The sequence below is a fragment of the Pseudocolwellia sp. AS88 genome, assembly GCF_030551755.1.
Lineage (GTDB): Bacteria > Pseudomonadota > Gammaproteobacteria > Enterobacterales > Alteromonadaceae > Pseudocolwellia.
Window position 1 is genome coordinate 171,290 of the sequence record NZ_JAUPEC010000003.1, and the last position, 21,765, is coordinate 193,054.

Genomic DNA, 21,765 nt, shown 5'->3' on the forward strand with positions numbered 1-21,765 from the left:
TTCTACATAATTGCGCCATTATTTATTAATGATTAGTGAGGTTTTAAACCTATTGTATTGAAATGTATAAGAATTGTTTTATGTTTTTAAAGCTGGCACTAAGAGGGAGAGGGGTGATTTATAATGGGTTAACACCCTGTTAATGATAGATAAACAATCACGATCTTTAAGCTAACAAAATAATAACAATGAACAGCTAAGGACCCGCAGTGGCTATGACAAAAAAGGAAGAAATGAGACTATAGCAACTTTCTTCTTATAGTGTCTCGGTAGATTTTATTTGCTCATTTAGAGGTAAATGAATACTAAAAGTAGTACCTATACCTTCTTCACTTGCTACTTTTATTGTACCTTTATGCTTTTCAATAATACCAAAAGATACAGAAAGCCCCAATCCGGTACCCACTCCAACAGGTTTAGTTGTAAAAAAAGGGTCAAATATTTTCTTTCTTACTTCACTAGGCATACCTTTCCCATTGTCACTGACTTCGATAACGATCCAATTTTTACCTTTAGATTCTTTGGTATAGGTTTTTATTATTAACAAACCTTCTTCATCACATGCATGAGATGCATTTAAAAACAGGTTCATAAGCACTTGATGGATTTCACCTGAATGACAAGCCAGCAGAGGTAATGGAGAAAAATATTTTTCTACGGTCATATTGTATTTTAATTCATTCCATACAACTTTTATCGACTCTTCAATAATGTCATTTATTTGGCAAGCTTTCATTTCAAGTTCACCTGCGTGGGTGACCTTTTTTAAATTAGATACAATCGCACTGACCCTATTCAAACCTTTAATGGTGTCGCCAAGTAGGTCTTGTAAATCATCTTTAATGAACTCAATATCTTCAGTTTTTCTAAGATTTTGATATTGAGTGATAAATTCATTTTTCTCTAATGTATCATTACTGTTGATAACCATATCGTCTAGCTTAACTATGGATTGAACATATTCAGATAAGGTGGTTAGATTACTTAATGAAAAGCCAATAGGATTGTTAATTTCGTGAGCGACACCTGCAGCAAGTTGACCGATAGATGCCATCTTTTCAGCTTGTACTAACTGCTCTTGAGTTTCTTCGAGTGCGCGCACTGTTGTTTGAAGTTGCACAATATTGTCGTAAAGACTTCGTGTTTTATCGTCGAGAAATTTTTCTGCTTTTTTACGTGCTAGACGCTCTCTTTCATAGGCAGCTTTGTAAGGGTTGTTATCTGGCAATGGCTAGTCCTTAAACTTGATGATAAGTTTACAGCGATCTTTACCTGTGTGCATACACTCAGGATGGGTGATGTTAATTTCTTCATTAAATTGTTTAGCTGCACCATAAATCAAACCAACGCTGGCATGACAAAGTTTACGCTTAGATGTGTAATACATAATTAAATCTGTACCTTCACCATCTTCATACTCAAACTTAGGTAAGTAAGCATTAGGATGAACGCGTTTTACTTCTACATGAATAACGCTGTCTATTTGTAATAGAAATTCTCGTAGCGAGTCAACATTAGACAAATCTGTAGGGCATCCTTCATAAAGTGATGTAAATAAATATTGCCCGAAAGCTTGAATAAGTTTCTCAGGTTCTACACCTGTTTTTTCTGATAGCGCCACCACCATATTCACTAGTTCACTGTCTTCGTATTGCTCTCCACTTGTATAAATACCTTGCGAAGCCGGTTCCGTTTTTTCTAATAGTTCATTCCATTGTTCCATTCCCATCTTATCGATAATCATGTCTGAAAAAGCAGTAAAAATTGAACCTTGCATATAAGTCTCCTAAGCGATAAATAGTGTTACTTTAGTATTATGTCTTCTTTCGTATTCTTTTAATTTTGTGATCATGACTGAATTGATCTCTTGGCCTGCCTTGAGCATTACATTGCCATTGTTTAGGATCAAATCTTCTAATAATTTGTCACCAGGCTTTAACGCTTCAACACCAATACTAAACTCCATTTCACCATCAACAGCTTCTCGGTTACCTAGGAGGTCAATAAATGTTTTCAAAATTTTACGGTCGTACCAAACATCTGCACGTTCTTTCATCCACGCATATGCATTAGCAATCGACATTCTTTTAGCGTTAGTTTTTCCTGCAATTAAAAAATCAAAATCTTTAACTATTCTGATAATGCGTGCGCCAACAGGAATATCGTCTCCTGAAAGATGAGCTGGTGATCCAGTGCCATCAATGTTTTCGTTTTGATGAAGTATATTGTCTGTTAGTGAGGCAAAGCGTTTAACTTTACCGAGAATTTCAGCGCCGATCATTGGGTGAGTAATGAGTAAATCTTCAAGTTTCCCTGAGCCTATTGAGTTTTCCTGTAATAAGTCATCAGAAAGCCCCACTGTGCCTATTTCATGAAGTAGTGCACATAGATAAATACGTCGACATTGAGCTTCGTCTAATTCAAGTTTTTTGGCTACGGCTTTACACTGAATAGCAATACGTATGGAGTGTCCTGCGCTAAAGCCTGTTCGATATTCTATAGTGGCAGACATCATATCGAGTACATCAAAAAACAGCTCTTTTTGTGTTTGCAGTGTGTTCTTTAATTTTTTTGTACTGGCTTGTAATGCTGAAGTACGTTGTATTACTTTTAACTCAAGTGATTGATTAAAGATTTCTAGCTCTTTATTGGCTTTAGCAACTTCTTCATTCAACCTTTTCGCTTCTTTTTTAAGAAGATAGTGATCAGAAGCTTTTTCTAAGGTGAGTTTTAAGTCTTGGTTATTCCATGGCTTACTAATGTAGGTGTAAACGCCACCGTCATTTATCGCTTTAACTGTTGAGTCCATGTCGCTATAGCCAGTAAGTAATAAACGAATAGCGTTAGGTATGATTTCTCTGGCATGAGCCAAAAATTCTGCACCATCCATTTTGGGCATGCGCATGTCTGACATAATAATATCTACATGATTTTCTTGTAAATAAGCTAGCGCTTCATCACCTTTATTAAAGGGGATAATTTCATAGTTATTACGTAGTAACCTTTTTAATGCATTGATAATGTCTTCTTCATCATCAAGTAATAGTAGTTTTAGAGGGGCGTTTTCTGGACGTGTCTCTACAATTGGCTTGTTCATTGTTGCTTCAGTCATTAATGCTCGCTTATACCAGAATGAGTCTTAGGTTTACTAAATAATGAGGCAAAATAGATGAAGTCATCACAATTTATCGCTTTACTAAACCAATAGCCCTGTAATCGATTACACCCCATTTGGGTTAACGTATTAGCCTGCTGCTCTTCTTCAACAAACTCGGCAACAATTTCAAGTGATAAGGTGGTAGCTGTTGCAATAATATTATTCAGCGCCGTAGTTTTTTCTAAACTGCTATTCATGCCTTTTATGAAACACCCATCTATTTTTACAACATCGACAGGTAATTCACATAAATATTCATATGAAGCATGGCCAGTACCAAAATCATCAATGGCTATTTTTATACCTAAATTACGCAAGGTAATAAGTTGTTCACGAGTTTCTTGAAAGCTTTTTACAACGCTGGTTTCTGTTATTTCTAATTCTAGCGATGTTGCAGGAATTTGATAAAGGGCAAGCTTTTCAATAATTATTTGGGTCAGCTTTGGGTTACCTAGCTGACTAGCAAACAAGTTAATACTCATAGTGATATCTTTAAATAATTCAGTTTCACTCGTCATAAAGCTGAAAGCTTGATCTAAAATCATAACTAATAAGTCATCAGCTAAATTGTATCGTTCAATATAAGGTAAAAATTTATCAGGCGTTAAGAACCCTAGTTCAGGATGAACCCAGCGAATAAGTGCTTCACAGCCAGTTATTTTATTGAGGCCTAAGTCTATTTGAGGTTGATAATGTAGACTCAACTTATTGTTTTTTATTGAACTTCCTAATTCATTAATGAGTTTAGCTTTGTTAAACCATTTATCTTCTTGTTGCGGAGGGCAAAAAACTATTTCTTGTTTATCATTTTTTAATGCGCGTATATGTTTAATATTACGTTCAAGGTTTTCAGTAAGATCTATTTTCCAATCGTTAATAGATGTAATACCTACACAACCTGTAATTTCTATTTCTTTTTCGTCTATACCTATAGGTGTTGAAATAATACGTAATAATGCATTAGCGTCTTTGCCTAAGCTGCCTTCATTCTGAAATACTATGGCAAAAATATCACTTTCTACTCGCGTCATTATGTGTTCAGGGAACATCATACTTAAGCGTCTAGCGATAACTTTTAAAACTTTATTACCCGCTTTATAGCTATGATCTTTATTTACACTGGAAAGATTTTGAATATTGAGTAGAGCAACGCAGGCACCGTTAAATTCGTTCAAACCTAAATGTTTGATTTGTTCTTTAAACATTTTTAATGTGGGGATTAACGTTAAGGTATCGTGATTACGTTTAGACTCATGTTCTTTAATTGTATCTCGTAGAAAAGCGCGTAATTGATTATTGTCCCAAGGCTTACACAAAAACTTGCTGATGCAACCGTCATTTAATGCTTTAGCAAACCCTTCCATATCTGCTTGACCAGATAACATAACATTTAAGATATTAGGGTAAAGATTGTGAACTTGGGTTAATAATTCGCTACCGTTTACATCGGGCATACGATAATCAGAAATAACCACATCAATAGGGTTATTTTCTAAAATAGTTAATGCTTCCGAAGCTGATTGTGCTTCATGTATGGCAGAGAAGTCGTTTCTTAAAACTCGACTTAATGCCTTGGTGACTGATTTTTCGTCGTCAACCAGTAGAATTTCATAATGCATATTTGTCCTAGTATTTAATTTATACCCATTCGAATAATAAATTATTGCTAAGTGGCCAATTAATTAATCAACTTGGTATGATTTGAAGAACAAAAATAAAATTGTCAACAATGTCATATTAACTGTAGTTGAAGTTAAATATTCTGCCATTAAGAGAGGAGAATATTTTTGCATTCTGAGTGATGGAGAATTTACTGAGAGGGGAGTTAGCAGCTCTATATTAGGCTGCTAACTCTTGTTTTTATTGGGATTGGTGATGAATTTACGCTATTTCTACGATTTGCTTACCAGTAAAACCACCATCGAGTTGATGATGCAAGGCTTGTGTTATCGCTTCAGCATTAAAATTAACGGGTGATATTTCAGGTACAACTATGTCGCCATTATCGATGTTTTCGAGTAATTGGTTATTCATAAAGCTCATACGCTGTTGTGCACATAAACTGTTAGCTAACCAAGCACCACCTAAAGATACAATACTAATATTAGGCGCTTTTCTGAACATTAACTCAGGCGTTAATATAGGTAGTGATTTTAAACAGGCGATACGCCCGCAAAATCTCATAAGCTCAATGTTTCTTAAGGTTGAATCACCGCCAATGGTATCTATAACAGCATCAAATCCTTGTGGACCAAGGGCTGTAGCGATTTTTTGACTTAGTTTTTTGTCTGTATAATTAAATACTGCATCAGCACCTAACTTCTTCACAAGTTTATGATTATGTTTAGAAGCCATAGTAAAAACGTCTGCGCCACGTTGTTTGGCAAGTTGAATGGCAAATTGACCAACAGCACCCGCACCCGCATCAATGAAAACCGTATCGCCTTCATTAATTTGTATTTTTTCTACTGCAATTAATGCTGATAGACCAGAGCAAGGAATAGCGGCAGCCGTTTTAGATTCAAGATTTTCAGGTATCAGAGCAACAGCAAAATTAGGTACTTTTGCATATTCACTTAATACACCTTGCTGCGCCAAGCTTGAATGCCACATTATACGATCGCCAACACTAGGGAATTGACCTTTGTTGGCTTGTACTACAGTACCTACGGCATCTAAACCTAAAATATGCGGGTATTGCCATTTACAAAAACCTGTTTTGGCAAACTGTGCATCTAAAGGGTTAAGACCCACAAACTCAACTTTTACGAGTATTTCGTTAGCGTCACACTGAGGTAGAGGTAATTCTACTTGGTGTAAGCTAAATGTTTCGCTTGGACTTTCTAATACAATGGCTTTCATCGTTTCAGGCAAATCACAAAGTTGTACTGTTTCGTTAGAAAGCATCATATTCTACGGCTCGTCGGTTGCTAACTTCTGACTCCAGCTACCATTAAATGCTTGGTATGTTGATACTTTCGCGATTAAAGATGAAATGGCGGAGTCGATATTGTTTTTTTCTGCAACTAAAACATCCTGTCTTGCATCTAATAATTCTAAATAAGGTATTTGACCTTCTTGGTACATAACCTCTGCTTGTAAAAATGCGTTATTCGCATATTTATAGCGTTGTTGAGCAAACTTTTGCATATCAGATTGCTTCACTAAAAATTGTAACGAAAGTTCGCTTTCATTGATAGCTTCAAGAACCACCTGCTGATATTCACTGTAAGCGGCTTCACTTAAAAATGCTTGAGCATCTCTTTGTGCTAATAGGGCAGGATAACTCAATAAAGACCATTCAATTTGCGGAGACAATTGCCATTGTTGCTGTGTATCTACTAAACGCGTGTTGTCTAAACCTAGTACTCCAGCAAAACCACTTAAGCTAATATTAGGTAGTAAAGCTTTGCTTGCAGAAACACTTAATGAATAAGCTTGGCTAAAGTTTAATAACGCTTGATTGATATCAGGGCGCAACGCGATAGCATTATTTGCATCGGCAATCGCTACTTCAATTGGTGTATCGAATAAAGCTTGAGTTTCACTAAGAGAAATTTCTTTAGTTAACTTACCTGTTAATAAAGCAATGGTAGCTAAGTTACTATATTGGGCATAAATAACATCTGGTAATAAAGCTTGTTGCTGGCTTAATTGAGCTTTAGTTCTATTAAGATCTAGTTCACTTGCCACACCTTCTTCAACACGGGCTTCAAGTACCTCAATGCTTTGTTTTAATGCTGTGATTTGTTTAGAAATAATCTGTTGATTTTGAATATTTCCTTGATAGTTTATATAGCCTTTAACCACACCAGAAACTATCTCTATTTGTAATAACCTTATCTGTTCTGCTTGGCTCATTGCTGAAGCGTTAGCTGCATCAACTAATGCCGTAACTCGACCAAATAAATCAAGTTGCCAATCTAAACCTAAAGTCCCACTAGATTCTCGGGTAATCACGCTGTCTAAGCCACTACGAGTGGCTGAAATAGAGAAACCACCCTGTGGTAAGTATTCTGCTTTTTGAGCGCCTAAACGAGCCAAAGCGCTTTTTAACTGCAGTTGGCTTGTTTTTAGATCGTGGTTAGTTGCTAATGCACTTTTAACTAATTCATCTAGCTCGGCTGAATTGAATTGGTGCCACCAATTCAATTCATTTGCACTCGCTAAGTTAGAAGCAATATCAGCACGTTCTATAAAGCTTTCTAATAACTGATGTTGCTTAGCTTCATCAATTTTACTGGCACAACCGGCAAGTAAAATTGATGTTGCAAGTAAGCAGCTAATAACAAGCTTACTTTTTACCGAGTTCATTAAATTAAACATTATCAGTTAGCTCAGCTTTAGCTTTTTTACTTTTACTTAGTAAAACATAAAATACAGGTGTAAATAATAAACCGAAAATTGTAACACCTATCATGCCTGAGAATACTGCATTACCCATAGCATGACGCATTTCAGAACCTGCACCTGTAGCTAAAACTAACGGTACAACACCTGCTGTAAAGGCGATCGACGTCATTAAGATAGGACGTAAACGCATACGACACGCTTCTATTATGGCATCCACATTCGATAAACCATTGTCTTGTTGATCTTTAGCAAACTCTACCATCAAGATGGCATTCTTGGAGGCTAAGGCGACCAGTACAATTAAGGCTATTTGAGTAAAGATGTTGTTGTCTGAACCAACTAACCAAACGCCTAGTAAAGCTGAGAATATCGTCATTGGTACAATTAAAATAATCGCTAATGGTAAACGTAAACTCTCGTATTGTGCAGCAAGTACCATAAAGACTAGAAGTACAACTAATGGGAATACATAAACCATAGTGTTACCGGCCAATATTTGTTGGTAAGTAACATCTGTCCACTCGTAACTTATACCTTGCTCTAAGTTCTCAGCTAAAATACGTTCTATAGCAGTTTGTGCTTGGCCTGAGCTGTAACCTGGAGCCGCACTACCATTAAGCTCTGCGCTCGGGTAACCGTTATAGTGCATTACACGATCTGGACCTATTGTTGGAGTTACAGTTAATACTGAGCCTAGTGGTACCATAATCCCTTGGTTATTACGTACTTTTAGCGTCAATATTTGTGCTGGATCTTGACGGAATTCAGTATCAGCTTGTGCATTTACCTGATAAGTACGGCCAAACAGATTAAAGTCGTTTACATAGGCTGAACCTAAATAAACTTGTAAGGCATCAAAAACTTCATCTAAAGGTATACCTTGAATTAACGCTTGTTCGCGATCAATATCAATATCCATTTGTGGTACTTGAATACGGAAGCTTGAAAACATGCGAGTTAATGCAGGGTCTGCATTCGCTTTTTTGATAACTTTTTGTAAGTTATTAAATAAAACTTCAAAACCTTTATTCTCTTGATCTTCTAGCTGTAATTTAAAGCCGCCTGTTGAACCTAAACCACGAACTGGTGGTGGTGGAAATACAGCAACAAATGCTTCATCAATTGCCATAAACTCTTTATTAAGTTTAGCGGCAATAGCATCAGCCGACTCACCTGGACCTTTTCTTTCTGAAAAGTCTTTTAACGGAGTGAACATAACGGCACTGTTAGGTAAATTAGCAAATCCATTTATTGATAAACCAGGAAAAGCTACTGTGTGTGAAACACCTGGTATTTTATGTGCTATTTCTTCCATTTTTCTAACAACAGCTTCCGTACGATCTAAACTTGCAGCATCAGGTAATTGTGCAACAGCAATAACTAATTGTTTGTCTTGCACGGGTATGAAGCCGCTTGGTACTTGGTTAAATAATGTAACAGTACCGCCGAGCAATGCTACGTAAACAATACCTACAATTAATCCCATGCGAAGCAGTTTTTTAACTATTTTTTCGTAACCTTTTGCACCACGATCGAATGCACGGTTAAAAGGTTCGAATAACCATTTGCCAAATAATTTGTTTAATATACGCGTTAGTCTATCTGGCTTACTGTCATGCGATTTCAATAAAATAGCCGCTAACGCAGGAGATAATGTTAACGAGTTAAATGCTGAAATAAACGTTGAAATAGTAATGGTTAAGGCAAACTGTTTATAAAATTGGCCTGATAAACCTGAAATGAATGCTGTAGGAATAAACACCGCACCAAGTACTAGAGCTATCGCAATAATAGGTCCTGTTACTTCGGTCATAGCAACACGTGTTGCTTCAAGTGGGTTTAAACCTTTTTCAATATTTCGTTCTACGTTTTCCACTACAACAATGGCATCATCTACAACAATACCAATGGCGAGTACCAGCCCAAATAAAGATAAGGTATTTATTGAAACACCTAACCATTGCATAACAGCAAATGTACCTACTAATGAAATAGGAACAGCTATCAGTGGAATAATTGAAGCACGCCATGTTTGTAAGAATAAAATTACAACAATAACCACAAGTACAACAGCTTCAAGTAGAGTAGTGATTACCGCGTCAATCGAGCCACGAACAAATACTGTAGGGTCGTAAACAATGTCGTATTCAATACCAGCAGGAAAGTTTTTAGATAATCGTTCCATGGTTTCACGTACTTGCCCTGAAAGCTCAATAGCATTTGCTCCAGGTCTTTGAAATACAGGCATTGCTAATGCAGGCTGTCCATCAAGTAAAGCTCGTAGCGAGTAACTACTTTGCCCAAGCTCAACTCTTGCCACATCTTTAAGGCGAGTTATTTGTCCTTGATCGCCAATTTTTATAATAACGTCTTCAAATTCTTCAATGCTAGTTAAACGACCTTTTACATTTAATAAAATTTGGAATTGGTTATCATTTGCTGAAGGTTGTGCACCTAAGCTACCAGCAGCAACTTGTTGGTTTTGTTGACGTAATGAAGTTAGTACATCTGTTGCAGTAAGAGCACGTGCAGATAAGGCATCTGGATTTAACCAAACACGCATTGCATATTGGCTACCACCAAAAAGTCTAAAATCACCTACGCCAGATAAGCGAGTTATTTGGTCTTTAACGTATAAGTCAGCATAGTTAGCTAAATAAGCCGTGTCATGAGTATTTTCAGGAGAAAATAAATGCACAACCATTGTTAAGTCTGGTGATGATTTTTCTGCTACTACACCGAGTCTTTGCACTTCTTCAGGTAAGCGTGGTAAAGCACTGTTCACACTGTTTTGTACTTGTGTTTGTGCTCGGTCTAAATCTGTACCTAAAGCAAAAGTAACTGTTAAAGATAAACGACCATCACCTGTTGCTTGAGAAGCCATATACAGCATGTTTTCAAGACCATTAATCTCTTGCTCTAATGGCGTGGCAACGGTTTGTGCTATAACAGTAGGGTTAGCACCAGGGTAGTTTGCTGTTACAACAACAGTTGGAGGTACTACTTCAGGGTATTCACTTACCGGTAACTGGAATAATGAAATGCCACCGCCAATTAAAATAATAAGAGACAGCATTGCCGCAAAAATAGGGCGCTCTATAAAGAAATGTGAAAACTTCATTCTTAAACCTTAGTGCTTAGCGATTAAGTTAGTGGTATCAATCGAACCTAATGTAAAGGCAATGCCATCACTATCAATCGTTACGTTATTTGGTGTGATTGTCATACCTGGACCTACACGTGCAGGACCATTTACAGCAATAATGTCACCTTCAACTAAACCTGAAGTGATCGCACGTAACTTACCGTAACGCTCACCTACTTCAACAAGACGATACTGTAAAACGTTATCGGCATTAACCACTAATATGAAGCTATTTTCTAAATCAGTACCAATGGCCCTAGCAGGAACAATAATTTGTTCAGTAATGGCATTAGCCGCTACTTTAATACGAGCAAAAGAACCTGTACGTAATTGATGATTTTCATCTTCGAAAACAGCACGAACGCGCAAAGTACCGGTAGAAGGGTTAATACGGTTATCGATAAAATCGATATAACCACTGTGAGCAAATTCTTTTTGCCCTACTTTTTGCATTACAACATGTTGCTTGCTTTGTGCAGTAACGTCACTGAATGATTGGTTCCATGTGCGCTCATCAATATCGAAGTAAGCGTACATTTTTTTATTTGAAACAATAGAAGTAAGAATGCTTTGACCCGCAATAACATTGTTACCTTTAGTAATGTTAGCGCGAGAGATAACACCATTGATCGGTGAACGGATAGAAGCAAATTCTACATCAAGCTCAGCTGCTACAATTTGAGCTTCTAAGGCAGCAACTTGTGCAGCACGTTGACGTAACGTTGATTTACGAGATTCAACTTCTTCCGTTGAAATTGCATTACGTTCTGCTAATTTTACTGCACGTTTAGATTCACTGTTAGCTTGCTCGTAAGCCGCTTTAGCACTAACAAGTTGAGCATTTAAACTTGAAACAATCGCTTCAAAAGGGCGTCTATCAAGTTGAAATAACAAATCACCTTCAGCAACTTTTTCGCCTTCTTTAAATGCTATTTCATTAATAACACCAGAAATTCTTGGCATTAAAGCCACTTCTTCAGGAGATTCAAGACGTGTTGTATAGGTATGCCATCTTTGTACTGGTTTTACTAAAACCTCAGCGACATCAATTGGCTGATGAAATTGTGGCGCTGCTTCTTGCGATGCTGTTTCTTCACAACCTGAAAGAACAATCGTTAACGTTAACAGGGCAGAAATGAATAGATATTTGAACATTATAAAACTCCTAGGATAATGACACGATCATACGGACTTTATGTGTAGAGAAAAAGTATGGATTTTTACATTCATTGGTGCCAATATTGCACCAATAGAAGTGGTGAATGAGATAAATATGGACACAAGTAGCCGATTACTCTTACTGTTAGACGTTGTAGCAAGGGGATCTTTTGCTAAAGCAGCAAGTTACAGAAATATTGACCGTTCAGTAATATCGAAACAGATAAGTCGTTTAGAAGATGATTTGGGTGTTCGATTGTTAAATAGAACCACTCGCTCGTTTTCGTTAACGGCTGCTGGCGCAGAAATGGTGAAAAAAGCCGAAGAGTTAAGAACACTACTTGGCGATACTATTCAGCTCGCTGAAAACTATCACCAAGAACCTCGCGGTATGCTAAAGGTTACCACGTCTATAAATATTGGTAGGCGTTATATTCAGCCGATTATTAACGATTTCCAAAAACGCTTTCCGCAAGTAGAAGTTGAACTGTATTTAGATGATCAATTAGTGGATATTGTTTCTGGCGGTTTTGATTTAGCTTTTAGAGTAGGTGAAGTAAAAGATTCTTCTCTGATAGCACGAAAAATAGCGCGCAATAGGTTAGCTTTACTTGCTTCGCCTGAATTTCTTGAAACCTACGGTATACCAAAGTCGATGGAGGAACTGATCAACTATCCTGCTGCAAGTTATGCAAGTCAGCACATGAAAATTGATAGCGTTCATTACTTCAACGATAAAAATGAAACATGCGAACAAAAGATAAAAAGCATTTTTAGATGTAATGATGGTGAAGCCTTATTAATTAAAGCGTTATCAGGCACCGCATTTGTTTTGGCACCGGCATTACTCTTACAAGATGAAGTAAAAGAGGGTTTGCTAGTGCCTTTTCTTACTGACGTAAAGCTTAAAAACTACAATGATTTATATGCTTTATATCCGCATCGAGATTTACCTGTGAGAACGCGTTTGTTTTTTGATGCAGTAAAAGACCATCTAGGTAAAGAAACCCCTATTTGGGAAAGCACAATCCCCAATTTTGATAATTTATATCAAGGCTAATCTATAAAGGTCAAAAATTCTAAAGCAACCCGATCGATCAATTGTCACCACACAAGTATCCGAGATGTGTTTTAATCCATCTTAAATCAACCTAAAGGATTACGAATAAATGCCTGTTTTTATTAATGCTGACGATGTTAAAAATAACTTATCTTGGTCAGAACTTTGTGAGGCTTTTCATGAAGGGCATCAAGCGCCTCAAGCTGATATCGACGATATATTATTTAAACAGGGCGACAATGCCGTACTTAACCGAGCGGCGTGGATCAAAGGTAAAGGTATAGGTGTAAAAACAGCCACGGTATTTCCAAATAACGCCAATCGCACACCCGCTTTACTCAACGTACAAGCTGTATTTACCTTGTTTGATGATGAAAACGGTCAGCCGTTAGCCTTTATAGACGGCAACTTAGTTACCAAGTGGAAAACAGCAGGGGACTCAGTTTTTGCCGCTAAACTACTCGCAAGACCTGATAGCAAAGTATTAACCATCATAGGTGCAGGCGCTGTTGCGTCATCAATGATAGACGCTTACCGCGCAGTATTTCCTCAGCTAGAAAAAGTGCAAATATGGAATCGTACCTTTGCAAAAGCACAAACATTAGCGACTGAGAAAAACGCTATTGCCATTGAAAGCTTACCTGAAGCGCTAAGTAACGCTGATATTGCTTCTTCTTCAACCATGTCGACAGCGTCATTTATTAAAGGTGAATGGATAAAGGCAGGAACTCATGTTGATCTAATTGGCGCTTATCGCCCAGATATGCGCGAAGCCGATGACGCTTTAATTGCTAAATCACACATATTCGTCGATTCACGTTCAACGGCTATTCATGATATTGGCGAACTTGCTATGCCTATAGAAAATGGCGTTATTAAAGAAGAAGATGTGATTGCTGACTTTTACCAACTTTGTAATAACCAACAAGGCCGTAAATCAGAAACAGAAATCACACTATTTAAAAATGGTGGCGGTGCTCATCTAGATTTAATGACTGCGCTTTATATAATGCATAAAGCCGAGAAGTAAAGAGTGGATGAGACTTAGCTATTGATTTAGTTAAGCCAAGCTATTGAGACAATAAAAAGCGCATAAAACAAAATGCCCACTATATATTGCACAAGATAACCCTTATTCGATTGCTTTTTAGATTCTTTGAACTCGCTATAGCTCAAGGTTTGATTTTTTGATGTGCTAAAATAAGCAAAACTTAAAATGGTAGCGCCTGTTTTATAAAGTAAAAAATCAAAAGCGAATGCGACGAAAAGGCTTGGGACAAATTCTAATAATATGCTCATTCGACTTTCCTATTTGCGTGGTTTTTCATTTAAATTGAAAAGCGACTTTTATTACAACGCCTTAGTCATAAACATACTATAGGGATCTAAACTGTAATGTGCAAAAGGCTTACATTCTTGAAAGCCAAATTGGCGATACAAAGTTTGTGCAGGTAAAAAAGAATCGGCGGTACCTGTTTCTAAACTTAACGTTTTATATGACCGATGTTGAGCTTGTTTAATAATGTGTTCTAACAGCTGGTGTGCAATGCCTTGGCGTAAGTAATTTGCTGATGTGCGCATAGACTTAATTTCACCATGCTCACCATCAAGTTCTTTTAAAGCACCAACACCAGCAAGCTCTTCATTGTCCCACAAACTAAAAAAAGTTATATCTGAAGCCTCTAAACCCGTTAAATCTAATGCATGCACACTTTCAACAGGAGAATGTTTTAACATATCCTCATGATGCGCTTGCAGTAAAGCAATCACTTGAGTTGTTCTTAATTCACCAACACGTATATCCATATTTGTACCTAAGTTTTTTGAGAGGAGTGTTCATCGTTCTGTTTAATGAGTTTACAATTAAGGAATGGGAAGCATAGTTATTTATTTTCTTTAATCAATTCTATTAATTTGGGCTTTTGCTTTTTTGCTTCAGGCCAAAAGCCCAAAAGAATGAGGGTAATGCCAAAAAACAACATTCCAAATGGAATTAAATAAGGCAAAGAAAAATTATCTAGATTTGATAAAACCAATAAACATCCCAAACCAACACAAAAAAACCAAATAGACATAAAGCATAAAACTAATGCGTGCGGCCTCATTGTAATATTAACGCTTGAACCTTTATCCGTTAAGGTTATTTCACCTTGAATAATAGGAAGAAAAGAGTTTTGATATGAGATGTTTTTTTGTATTGTAAATCGGTTATCGGTTATTGAACCTTTGTATTCATTTCCTGCTTCAAAAAGCCCAAAATTCTTAGAACCTATATTTTTACTGATATTAGTAACTATTATTTCGGGTGGATTAGTTGTATCAATTGTAAAACTATCATATGGAATTACTTTCATACGTCCCTAGGAAATTATCGCTCTATTAAGAGTCTTAATACACTCATAGACAATAATCCAGTTCTAAATATTTATCAATAACTTAAAACCAATGAACTTTGTCTATTCTTCACTTTTATAATTATTTTTCACTTCCCTCCTTCTTTAAAGCTAAAACCATGACCAATGATACTTATGTAGGTAATAACTATAAAAGGTTTTTTAAGGTTTACTAAAGCAGTTTAGTCATTAGTCTTTTCTTAGCATTATCTTATATAAATAACATTTCGCTACACTAAAAATCATCATTCGATACTGAATATTAGAACCTAAAGAGCCTTTTTTTGTCTTTTGTTTTGGAATAATCCAACCGAAGAAACATAAATTACAGACATATTTATACACATTTAAACTTTCTAATTTTAAGACCTATTCTTCTATTCTTATTAATGCTAGATGATTTTTATCTTGCTGAAAGTATTGTAAAAAACAGGATTTGTTAATGTGTTGTTTATCTTGCTTTTACATCATGTATCTCTTCTTTTAAACAATCCTTAATAATTTTAAGTCACATAATGTGTGCTTTTTATACTCAAAAAATTGTTGACTAAAATAAAAGTAGGTGGGAGTATGCCCTTGGCTTGGGCTTATGCTCACTTGTATTTTTGAGGTGATATTAAGTTATTGCTCTTTCGGCGAAGGGCATAGTTTGACAAATAAAAGCATTACACAAATTGTCATTTCTTAGCTCTAAAACATAAAAATATTGGGGAAAATCATGTTTAAAAACTTCAGATCAAAAGAAACTGTTCAAAAAACATCATCTAAATTTGGCAAAATAGGCTTAATTGCAGCTGCAGTTATGGCTGTTTCAGCACCAAGCACACAAGCGGCAGAATTTCTTGACGGTCTTGCCGAGGTGAACTTCTTAGCACTGCAAAACTATCAATCTATTCAAGCAAAAGAAGGCGCATTTCGTCCTGTAGACGAAGAACAGTCTTCTGGCTTTGGTCGTTTAAGAGTAAATTTACAATTTAAGTTTCATATCACAGAATTTATTACAGCCGATGTAGATATTGCTGAAGAGCCAAATGACTTTGGTAATAACGGCGATAGAGATTTTTCATTCCACCAAGATTTTGCAGGTATCGAATTTGAGTTTCTTGGGATGACAGGTCAAGCGAGTGAAGATTCAGACTTAACATTACGTGTAGGTAACATCGGAGCAGCTCCTTTTCAATTTAAAGGCTTTCAAGATGGAGCTGATAACCAAGGCAATGCGCTAATTGGTAACGGCATGACTGATTATGCAACAGCCGAAAATGGTGCACAATTAAGTTACAGCAAGTCTTATGAAAGTGGTCTTATCCGTGGTTATAACGTTGCGGGTCATATGACAACATCAAGCTTTGGTGAAGCGTTCCAAGAAGATCGCGGTTTCAACTACCGAATTCAGGGTACTCTTGAGTTTGAAGGTGGTTTTAAAGCCGGCTTAAACTTTTTCCAAGCCAATCAAGGCGATCAATTACGCTTTGAAAATGGCGTTGCAAGCCTCGATGGTTTAACAACCACTAACTATCGCTTTGGTGATGGTGAAAACTATAACTTTTCTGCTTCTGCTTCAAGCGAGCGTGATACCCATGTTGGCGCGCTACCAGGTCTTGAACAGTCAATTATTCAATTAAATTTAGCTTACCAACCTAACGCTAATACCAGCCTTATCTTCATGATTGGTCAAACAACTGATGATTATACTTTTGCCGATGCTGATGGCAATGCAGTAGCTGGTATTACGTATTTAGGCACTAACGGTGTTGCTGATCCTGCAGGAACAACCTTTGATTCTTCAAGAGTTATTGAAGGTGAATCAAAAGTTGAATACTTCAGCTTAGAAGCACAACATTATCTTATTCCTAACAAGCTTTACGTAGCTGCCCGTTACGCTGAAGCTGAAAATACCTCTGAACTTATCGAACAGGTTGACAATACTGTTGAACGTCTTCAATTAGCGGCTGGTTATTGGTTCAATGACAAAACGCTTTTGAAGTTCGAGTATGTTGATCAAGATGAGGGTGTTAATTCTGGCGGCCAAATTGGTGCTGGATTTGACGGTTTCACGTCTGAGATCTCAGTTAAGTTCTAAACTTAGTGATGCTCAAATTGTGACCAGCCTGTTATATTGATTTCATCGTATGATGATATTTCATACAGAAATGGTCACAAAACACCTCTAATTCTGATTGTAAGAAAGTCCTTTCTTTCTTCACTCTCATCTAAAGAATAGGAAAAAGATATGTTAAATAAATTATGTATTGCAATGTGTGCGGCACTAACCGTAAGCCTACCTGTTTTAGCTGAAACGCTAACAATAGCCACTGTGAATAATGGCGACATGGTCATCATGAAAGAATTAAGTGATGATTTTACTAAAAAGAACCCTGGTATAGATTTAGAGTGGGTTACTTTTGAAGAAAACATTTTGCGTCAACGTGTTACAACTGATGTTGCAACTAAAGGCGGCCAATACGATGTAATGACTATTGGTACTTATGAAGTGCCAATTTGGGCAAATCGTGGTTGGTTATTACCTTTAGATAAGCTTGATGCAAATTATGATCTTGATGATTTACTACCAGCAGTAAGAGATGGTTTAACAGTAAACGACAAGCTGCACGCTGCTCCATTTTATGCTGAAAGTTCAATGGTAATGTACCGAACTGACTTACTAGCGAAAGCTGGTTTAAAAATGCCTAAAGAACCAACGTGGAAGTTTATTGAGAAAGCTGCCGCGGCGATGACAGATAAAGAAAACAGTGTTTATGGTATTTGTCTACGTGGTAAAGCTGGCTGGGGCGAAAACATGGCGTTACTTACGGCTATGTCTAACTCTTTCGGCGCTCGATGGTTTGATGAAAACTGGGAACCACAGTTAGATAGTAAAGCATGGCACGACACGGTTGATTATTATGTGTCGTTATTACAAAACTATGGTCCTCCAGGTGCATCATCTAATGGTTTTAATGAGAACTTAGCATTATTCCAAACAGGTAAATGTGGCATGTGGATAGATGCAACGGTTGCTGGTTCATTTATTAGCAACCCTGAAGATTCTGAAGTTGCTGATAAAGTTGGTTTTGCATTAGCACCAGATAACGGATTAGGAAAACGCGGTAATTGGTTGTGGGCATGGTCTCTAGCCGTTCCTGCAAGTACCAAAAAGTCTGAAGCTGCAATGAAGTTTGTGAGCTGGGCAACGTCTAAAGAGTATTTAGCTTTGGTTGCTAAAGAAAAAGGTTTAGCGAAAGTTCCTCCTGGAACACGTCAATCTTTATACAACAACCCTGCTTATATGGAAGCGTCGCCTTTTGCACAAATTACGTTAGACTCGATCAATGCTGCTGATCCTAATAACCCAACCGTTGACCCGGTTCCATACGTTGGAATCCAGTATGTTGCTATCCCTGAGTTTCAAGGGATAGGAACTGCTGTTGGTCGTCAATTGTCTGCTGTTCTTGCTGGTCAAATGTCAGTAAAAGAAGGTTTGGCTCGTTCTCAGAAGTTAGTTAAGCGCTCAATGCGTAAAGCTGGTTATCCGAAAAATTAAGCCTATGCATCACGAGGTGTAACCCCCTGCGCCTCGTGATGCAACTTTAAATAATTTTAGGAGTACATATGGCTACTAACAACTCTAGAGCACTAGCTCGCGCAATGTTATCACCTGCAGTGATACTGTTGTTGATATGGATGGTTGTTCCTTTAGTAATGACCATTTACTTTTCATTCTTGGATTACAATTTATTCATGCCCGGTGAGCATGACTTTATTGGCCTACTTAACTACGAGTTTTTCTTAACGGATCCAGCGTTTGTTGATTCATTTTTTAATACCATAATACTCGTTGTGGGCGTTTTGTTTATTACCTTAGTTGGTGGCACTGGCTTAGCAATATTACTTGACCAAGCTATTTATGGTAGAAATTTTGTTCGCATTATGGTGTTAGCACCTTTCTTTGTAATGCCTACTGTATCTGCATTAGTGTGGAAAAATATGTTTATGAACCCGGTTAATGGGTTATTTGCTTATTTTGCTACTTCGTTAGGTTTTGAGCCTATCGATTTTCTATCTCAAATGCCGTTAACCTCAATTATTATTATTGTGTCTTGGCAGTGGTTACCGTTTGCATCACTGATTTTATTAACTGCAATTCAATCACTTGATCGTGAACAACTTGAAGCAGCTGAACTTGATGGTGCAGGTAAATTTAGTCGATTCAGGTTTATGGTATTGCCGCATTTGTCTCGCGCAATGACGGCTGTAGTATTAATTGAAACTATTTTCTTACTGTCTATTTTTGCTGAAATATTAGTAACAACAGCAGGTGGCCCAGGTAATGCGTCTACCAATATTAGTTACTTAATTTATTCGCAATCATTACTTGAGTTTGATGTTGGTATGGGATCTGCGGGTGGATTAGTCGCCGTTATTATTGCCAATATAGTCGCAATATTCCTGATGCGTATGATCGGCAAGAACATAGAAGGATAAGAAGATGTCTATTAAAAATTCTAACCGAAGTAAATTATTTTACACGGGACTTGCTTGGTTAATTAGTACTGCGATATTTTTCCCAATATTGTGGACTTTTTTAACAAGTTTTAAAACTGAAGCTGAAGCGATTAGCGCACCACCTTCTTTGTTCTTTTTTGATTGGACTCTTGAGAATTACCGAGAAGTAATGGAGCGTTCACCTTATTTCAGACATTTCTGGAATTCAGTGGTGATATCAGTAGGTTCAAGTTTACTTGGATTACTAATCGCTGTACCAGCTGCTTGGTCAATGGCTTTTAATTCGACCAAGCGTACCAAAAACATATTAATGTGGATGCTATCTACAAAAATGTTACCACCTGTTGGCGTACTTATTCCTATTTATTTGTTATTTAGAGACTTAGGTTTATTAGATTCGTTAACTGGCTTAGTTGTAATTATGACTTTGATAAACTTACCTATTATGACTTGGATGTTATATACCTATTTCAAAGAAATACCGGGTGAGATTTTAGAAGCTTCACGCATGGATGGTGCCACAATTGGTGAAGAAATACTTTATGTATTAGCGCCAATCGCATTACCAGGCATAGCGTCTACATTATTACTAAATATTATTCTCGCGTGGAATGAAGCATTTTGGACATTAATTTTAACTGCGGCAAAAGCCGCGCCTTTAACCGCTTTTATTGCAAGTTATTCAAGTCCTGAAGGACTGTTTTATGCAAAATTATCAGCAGCCTCTACCTTAGCAATAGCACCTATTATTATTTTAGGTTGGTTTAGTCAAAAGCAGTTAGTTCGTGGTTTATCTTTCGGCGCAGTAAAATAGGAACATTATTATGGGTAGCATTTCTTTAAAACAAGTTACAAAAAGCTTTGAACAACATGAAGTTATTCGTCCGTTAGATTTAGAGATTGAAGAAGGCGAATTTGTTGTTTTTGTTGGTCCGTCTGGTTGTGGTAAATCAACCCTATTACGTTTGATCGCAGGTCTTGAAGATGTAAGTAGCGGTCAAATTATGATTGATGGTGTAGACGCAACAAACTTAGCTCCAGCTAAGCGTGGTTTGGCTATGGTATTTCAATCTTATGCCTTATATCCACATATGTCGGTACGAAATAACATTGCGTTTCCTTTAAAGCGCGCAAAGTTAGACAAAGAAGTTATTGCACAGAAGGTGAATCAAATTGCTGAAGTGTTGAACTTAACTGATTATTTAGATCGAACTCCTGGGCAGCTATCGGGTGGTCAACGCCAACGTGTTGCTATTGGACGTGCCATTGTAAGAGAGCCTTCTGCATTTTTATTTGATGAGCCATTATCAAATTTAGATGCGTCTTTACGTGTGAATATGCGTTTAGAAATATCTCAATTACATAAAGATCTTAAAACTACCATGATATACGTAACACATGATCAGGTAGAAGCGATGACTATGGCTGACAAAATAGTTGTACTAAGTGCTGGTCAGATTGAACAAGTAGGTTCGCCACTTGAGCTTTACAAAAATCCAAAAAACAAATTTGTTGCGGGTTTTATTGGTTCGCCAAAAATGAACTTTATTCCAATGGAAAGTTCAGCAGAGGATAATGTCGATTCAATTGGTGTGCGTCCTGAACATTTTACTATATCAACGCAAGAAGGCTCTTGGAAAGGCACTGTAGGCGTATCTGAGCGTTTAGGCTCTGAAACATACTTACATGTAGATGTTGAGAATGTAGGCAAGCTAACGGTACGTGCTGAAGGCGATTGTGCATTTGAATATGGCGATACTATTTATTTAAGCGCAGTAGCTGAGCAAAGACATTACTTCACTGCAGATGGAACCTGCATTAAAAGAAATTAATGGCTGAAGCTATGTAATACAGTAACTAATATCAACTCGGGATAATGAATGTAACAACACTCAATAAAAATAGCTTATTGACTAACTTTGATTATCCCAAGCTGAGGTTAACTAAGTTATAGCTAAAGAAAAGCTGAATTCTGTGAGAACAGGATTCAGCT

The 21,765-nt window shown here is 37.0% G+C and carries 18 protein-coding genes; 7 read left to right on the forward strand and 11 right to left on the reverse strand.

Annotated elements, in window-relative coordinates; translation table 11 throughout:
• Positions 1-256 precede the first annotated feature (256 nt).
• The 8 genes from Q5N69_RS03615 to Q5N69_RS03650 form a co-directional block, all read right to left on the reverse strand.
• Entirely contained in the window at positions 257-1,228 is a 972-nt protein-coding gene (locus Q5N69_RS03615) for a sensor histidine kinase (protein ID WP_304367488.1), read from the reverse strand.
• A gap of 3 nt (positions 1,229-1,231) precedes the next feature.
• Positions 1,232-1,777, reverse strand: a complete 546-nt coding sequence (locus Q5N69_RS03620) for a heme NO-binding domain-containing protein (RefSeq protein ID WP_304367489.1) — start codon at positions 1,775-1,777, stop codon at positions 1,232-1,234.
• A gap of 9 nt (positions 1,778-1,786) precedes the next feature.
• Complete coding sequence (locus tag Q5N69_RS03625; RefSeq protein ID WP_304367490.1) at positions 1,787-3,112, reverse strand: HD domain-containing phosphohydrolase; 1,326 nt, start codon at positions 3,110-3,112, stop codon at positions 1,787-1,789.
• A complete protein-coding gene (locus Q5N69_RS03630) occupies positions 3,112-4,776 on the reverse strand; it encodes an EAL domain-containing protein (protein ID WP_304367491.1) in 1,665 nt (554 codons plus the stop codon). The genes Q5N69_RS03625 and Q5N69_RS03630 overlap by 1 nt, the downstream gene beginning before the upstream one ends.
• A gap of 262 nt (positions 4,777-5,038) precedes the next feature.
• On the reverse strand, positions 5,039-6,064 hold the full coding sequence (locus tag Q5N69_RS03635) for a zinc-binding dehydrogenase (protein WP_304367581.1): 1,026 nt from the start codon (positions 6,062-6,064) through the stop codon (positions 5,039-5,041).
• A 6-nt stretch (positions 6,065-6,070) separates the two neighbouring features.
• Positions 6,071-7,483 (reverse strand): TolC family protein, encoded by a 1,413-nt coding sequence (locus Q5N69_RS03640; protein ID WP_304367492.1) that lies wholly within the window; start codon positions 7,481-7,483, stop codon positions 6,071-6,073.
• Positions 7,476-10,631, reverse strand: coding sequence for an efflux RND transporter permease subunit (locus Q5N69_RS03645; RefSeq protein WP_304367493.1), 3,156 nt, complete (start codon positions 10,629-10,631; stop codon positions 7,476-7,478). Before Q5N69_RS03645 ends, Q5N69_RS03640 begins: the two co-directional genes overlap by 8 nt.
• A gap of 9 nt (positions 10,632-10,640) precedes the next feature.
• Positions 10,641-11,810, reverse strand: a complete 1,170-nt coding sequence (locus Q5N69_RS03650; protein WP_304367494.1) for an efflux RND transporter periplasmic adaptor subunit — start codon at positions 11,808-11,810, stop codon at positions 10,641-10,643.
• A 118-nt stretch (positions 11,811-11,928) separates the two neighbouring features.
• Here Q5N69_RS03650 and Q5N69_RS03655 point away from each other — a divergent pair, with 118 nt between their 5' ends.
• Positions 11,929-12,873: a LysR family transcriptional regulator gene (locus Q5N69_RS03655; protein WP_304367582.1), complete on the forward strand. Its 945-nt coding sequence runs from the start codon at positions 11,929-11,931 to the stop codon at positions 12,871-12,873.
• Positions 12,874-12,982: 109 nt separating this feature from the next.
• Entirely contained in the window at positions 12,983-13,903 is a 921-nt protein-coding gene (locus tag Q5N69_RS03660) for an ornithine cyclodeaminase family protein (protein WP_304367495.1), read from the forward strand.
• A gap of 26 nt (positions 13,904-13,929) precedes the next feature.
• Here Q5N69_RS03660 and Q5N69_RS03665 read toward each other — a convergent pair whose 3' ends face one another.
• The 3 genes from Q5N69_RS03665 to Q5N69_RS03675 form a co-directional block, all read right to left on the reverse strand.
• Positions 13,930-14,172, reverse strand: a complete 243-nt coding sequence (locus Q5N69_RS03665) for a hypothetical protein (RefSeq protein WP_304367496.1) — start codon at positions 14,170-14,172, stop codon at positions 13,930-13,932.
• A 51-nt stretch (positions 14,173-14,223) separates the two neighbouring features.
• Positions 14,224-14,679, reverse strand: a complete 456-nt coding sequence (locus Q5N69_RS03670) for a GNAT family N-acetyltransferase (RefSeq protein WP_304367497.1) — start codon at positions 14,677-14,679, stop codon at positions 14,224-14,226.
• A gap of 77 nt (positions 14,680-14,756) precedes the next feature.
• Positions 14,757-15,227, reverse strand: coding sequence for a hypothetical protein (locus Q5N69_RS03675; protein WP_304367498.1), 471 nt, complete (start codon positions 15,225-15,227; stop codon positions 14,757-14,759).
• Between the two features lie 757 nt (positions 15,228-15,984).
• Here Q5N69_RS03675 and Q5N69_RS03680 point away from each other — a divergent pair.
• The 5 genes from Q5N69_RS03680 to Q5N69_RS03700 all read left to right on the forward strand — a co-directional run bounded on the left by Q5N69_RS03680 (position 15,985) and on the right by Q5N69_RS03700 (position 21,604).
• A complete protein-coding gene (locus Q5N69_RS03680) occupies positions 15,985-17,349 on the forward strand; it encodes a hypothetical protein (protein ID WP_304367499.1) in 1,365 nt (454 codons plus the stop codon).
• A gap of 150 nt (positions 17,350-17,499) precedes the next feature.
• Positions 17,500-18,810 (forward strand): sugar ABC transporter substrate-binding protein, encoded by a 1,311-nt coding sequence (locus tag Q5N69_RS03685; protein WP_304367500.1) that lies wholly within the window; start codon positions 17,500-17,502, stop codon positions 18,808-18,810.
• A gap of 68 nt (positions 18,811-18,878) precedes the next feature.
• On the forward strand, positions 18,879-19,751 hold the full coding sequence (locus tag Q5N69_RS03690; RefSeq protein ID WP_304367501.1) for a carbohydrate ABC transporter permease: 873 nt from the start codon (positions 18,879-18,881) through the stop codon (positions 19,749-19,751).
• A gap of 4 nt (positions 19,752-19,755) precedes the next feature.
• Entirely contained in the window at positions 19,756-20,586 is an 831-nt protein-coding gene (locus Q5N69_RS03695) for a carbohydrate ABC transporter permease (protein WP_304367502.1), read from the forward strand.
• Positions 20,587-20,596: 10 nt separating this feature from the next.
• Complete coding sequence (locus tag Q5N69_RS03700) at positions 20,597-21,604, forward strand: ABC transporter ATP-binding protein (RefSeq protein WP_304367503.1); 1,008 nt, start codon at positions 20,597-20,599, stop codon at positions 21,602-21,604.
• The last annotated feature ends 161 nt before the right edge of the window (positions 21,605-21,765 follow it).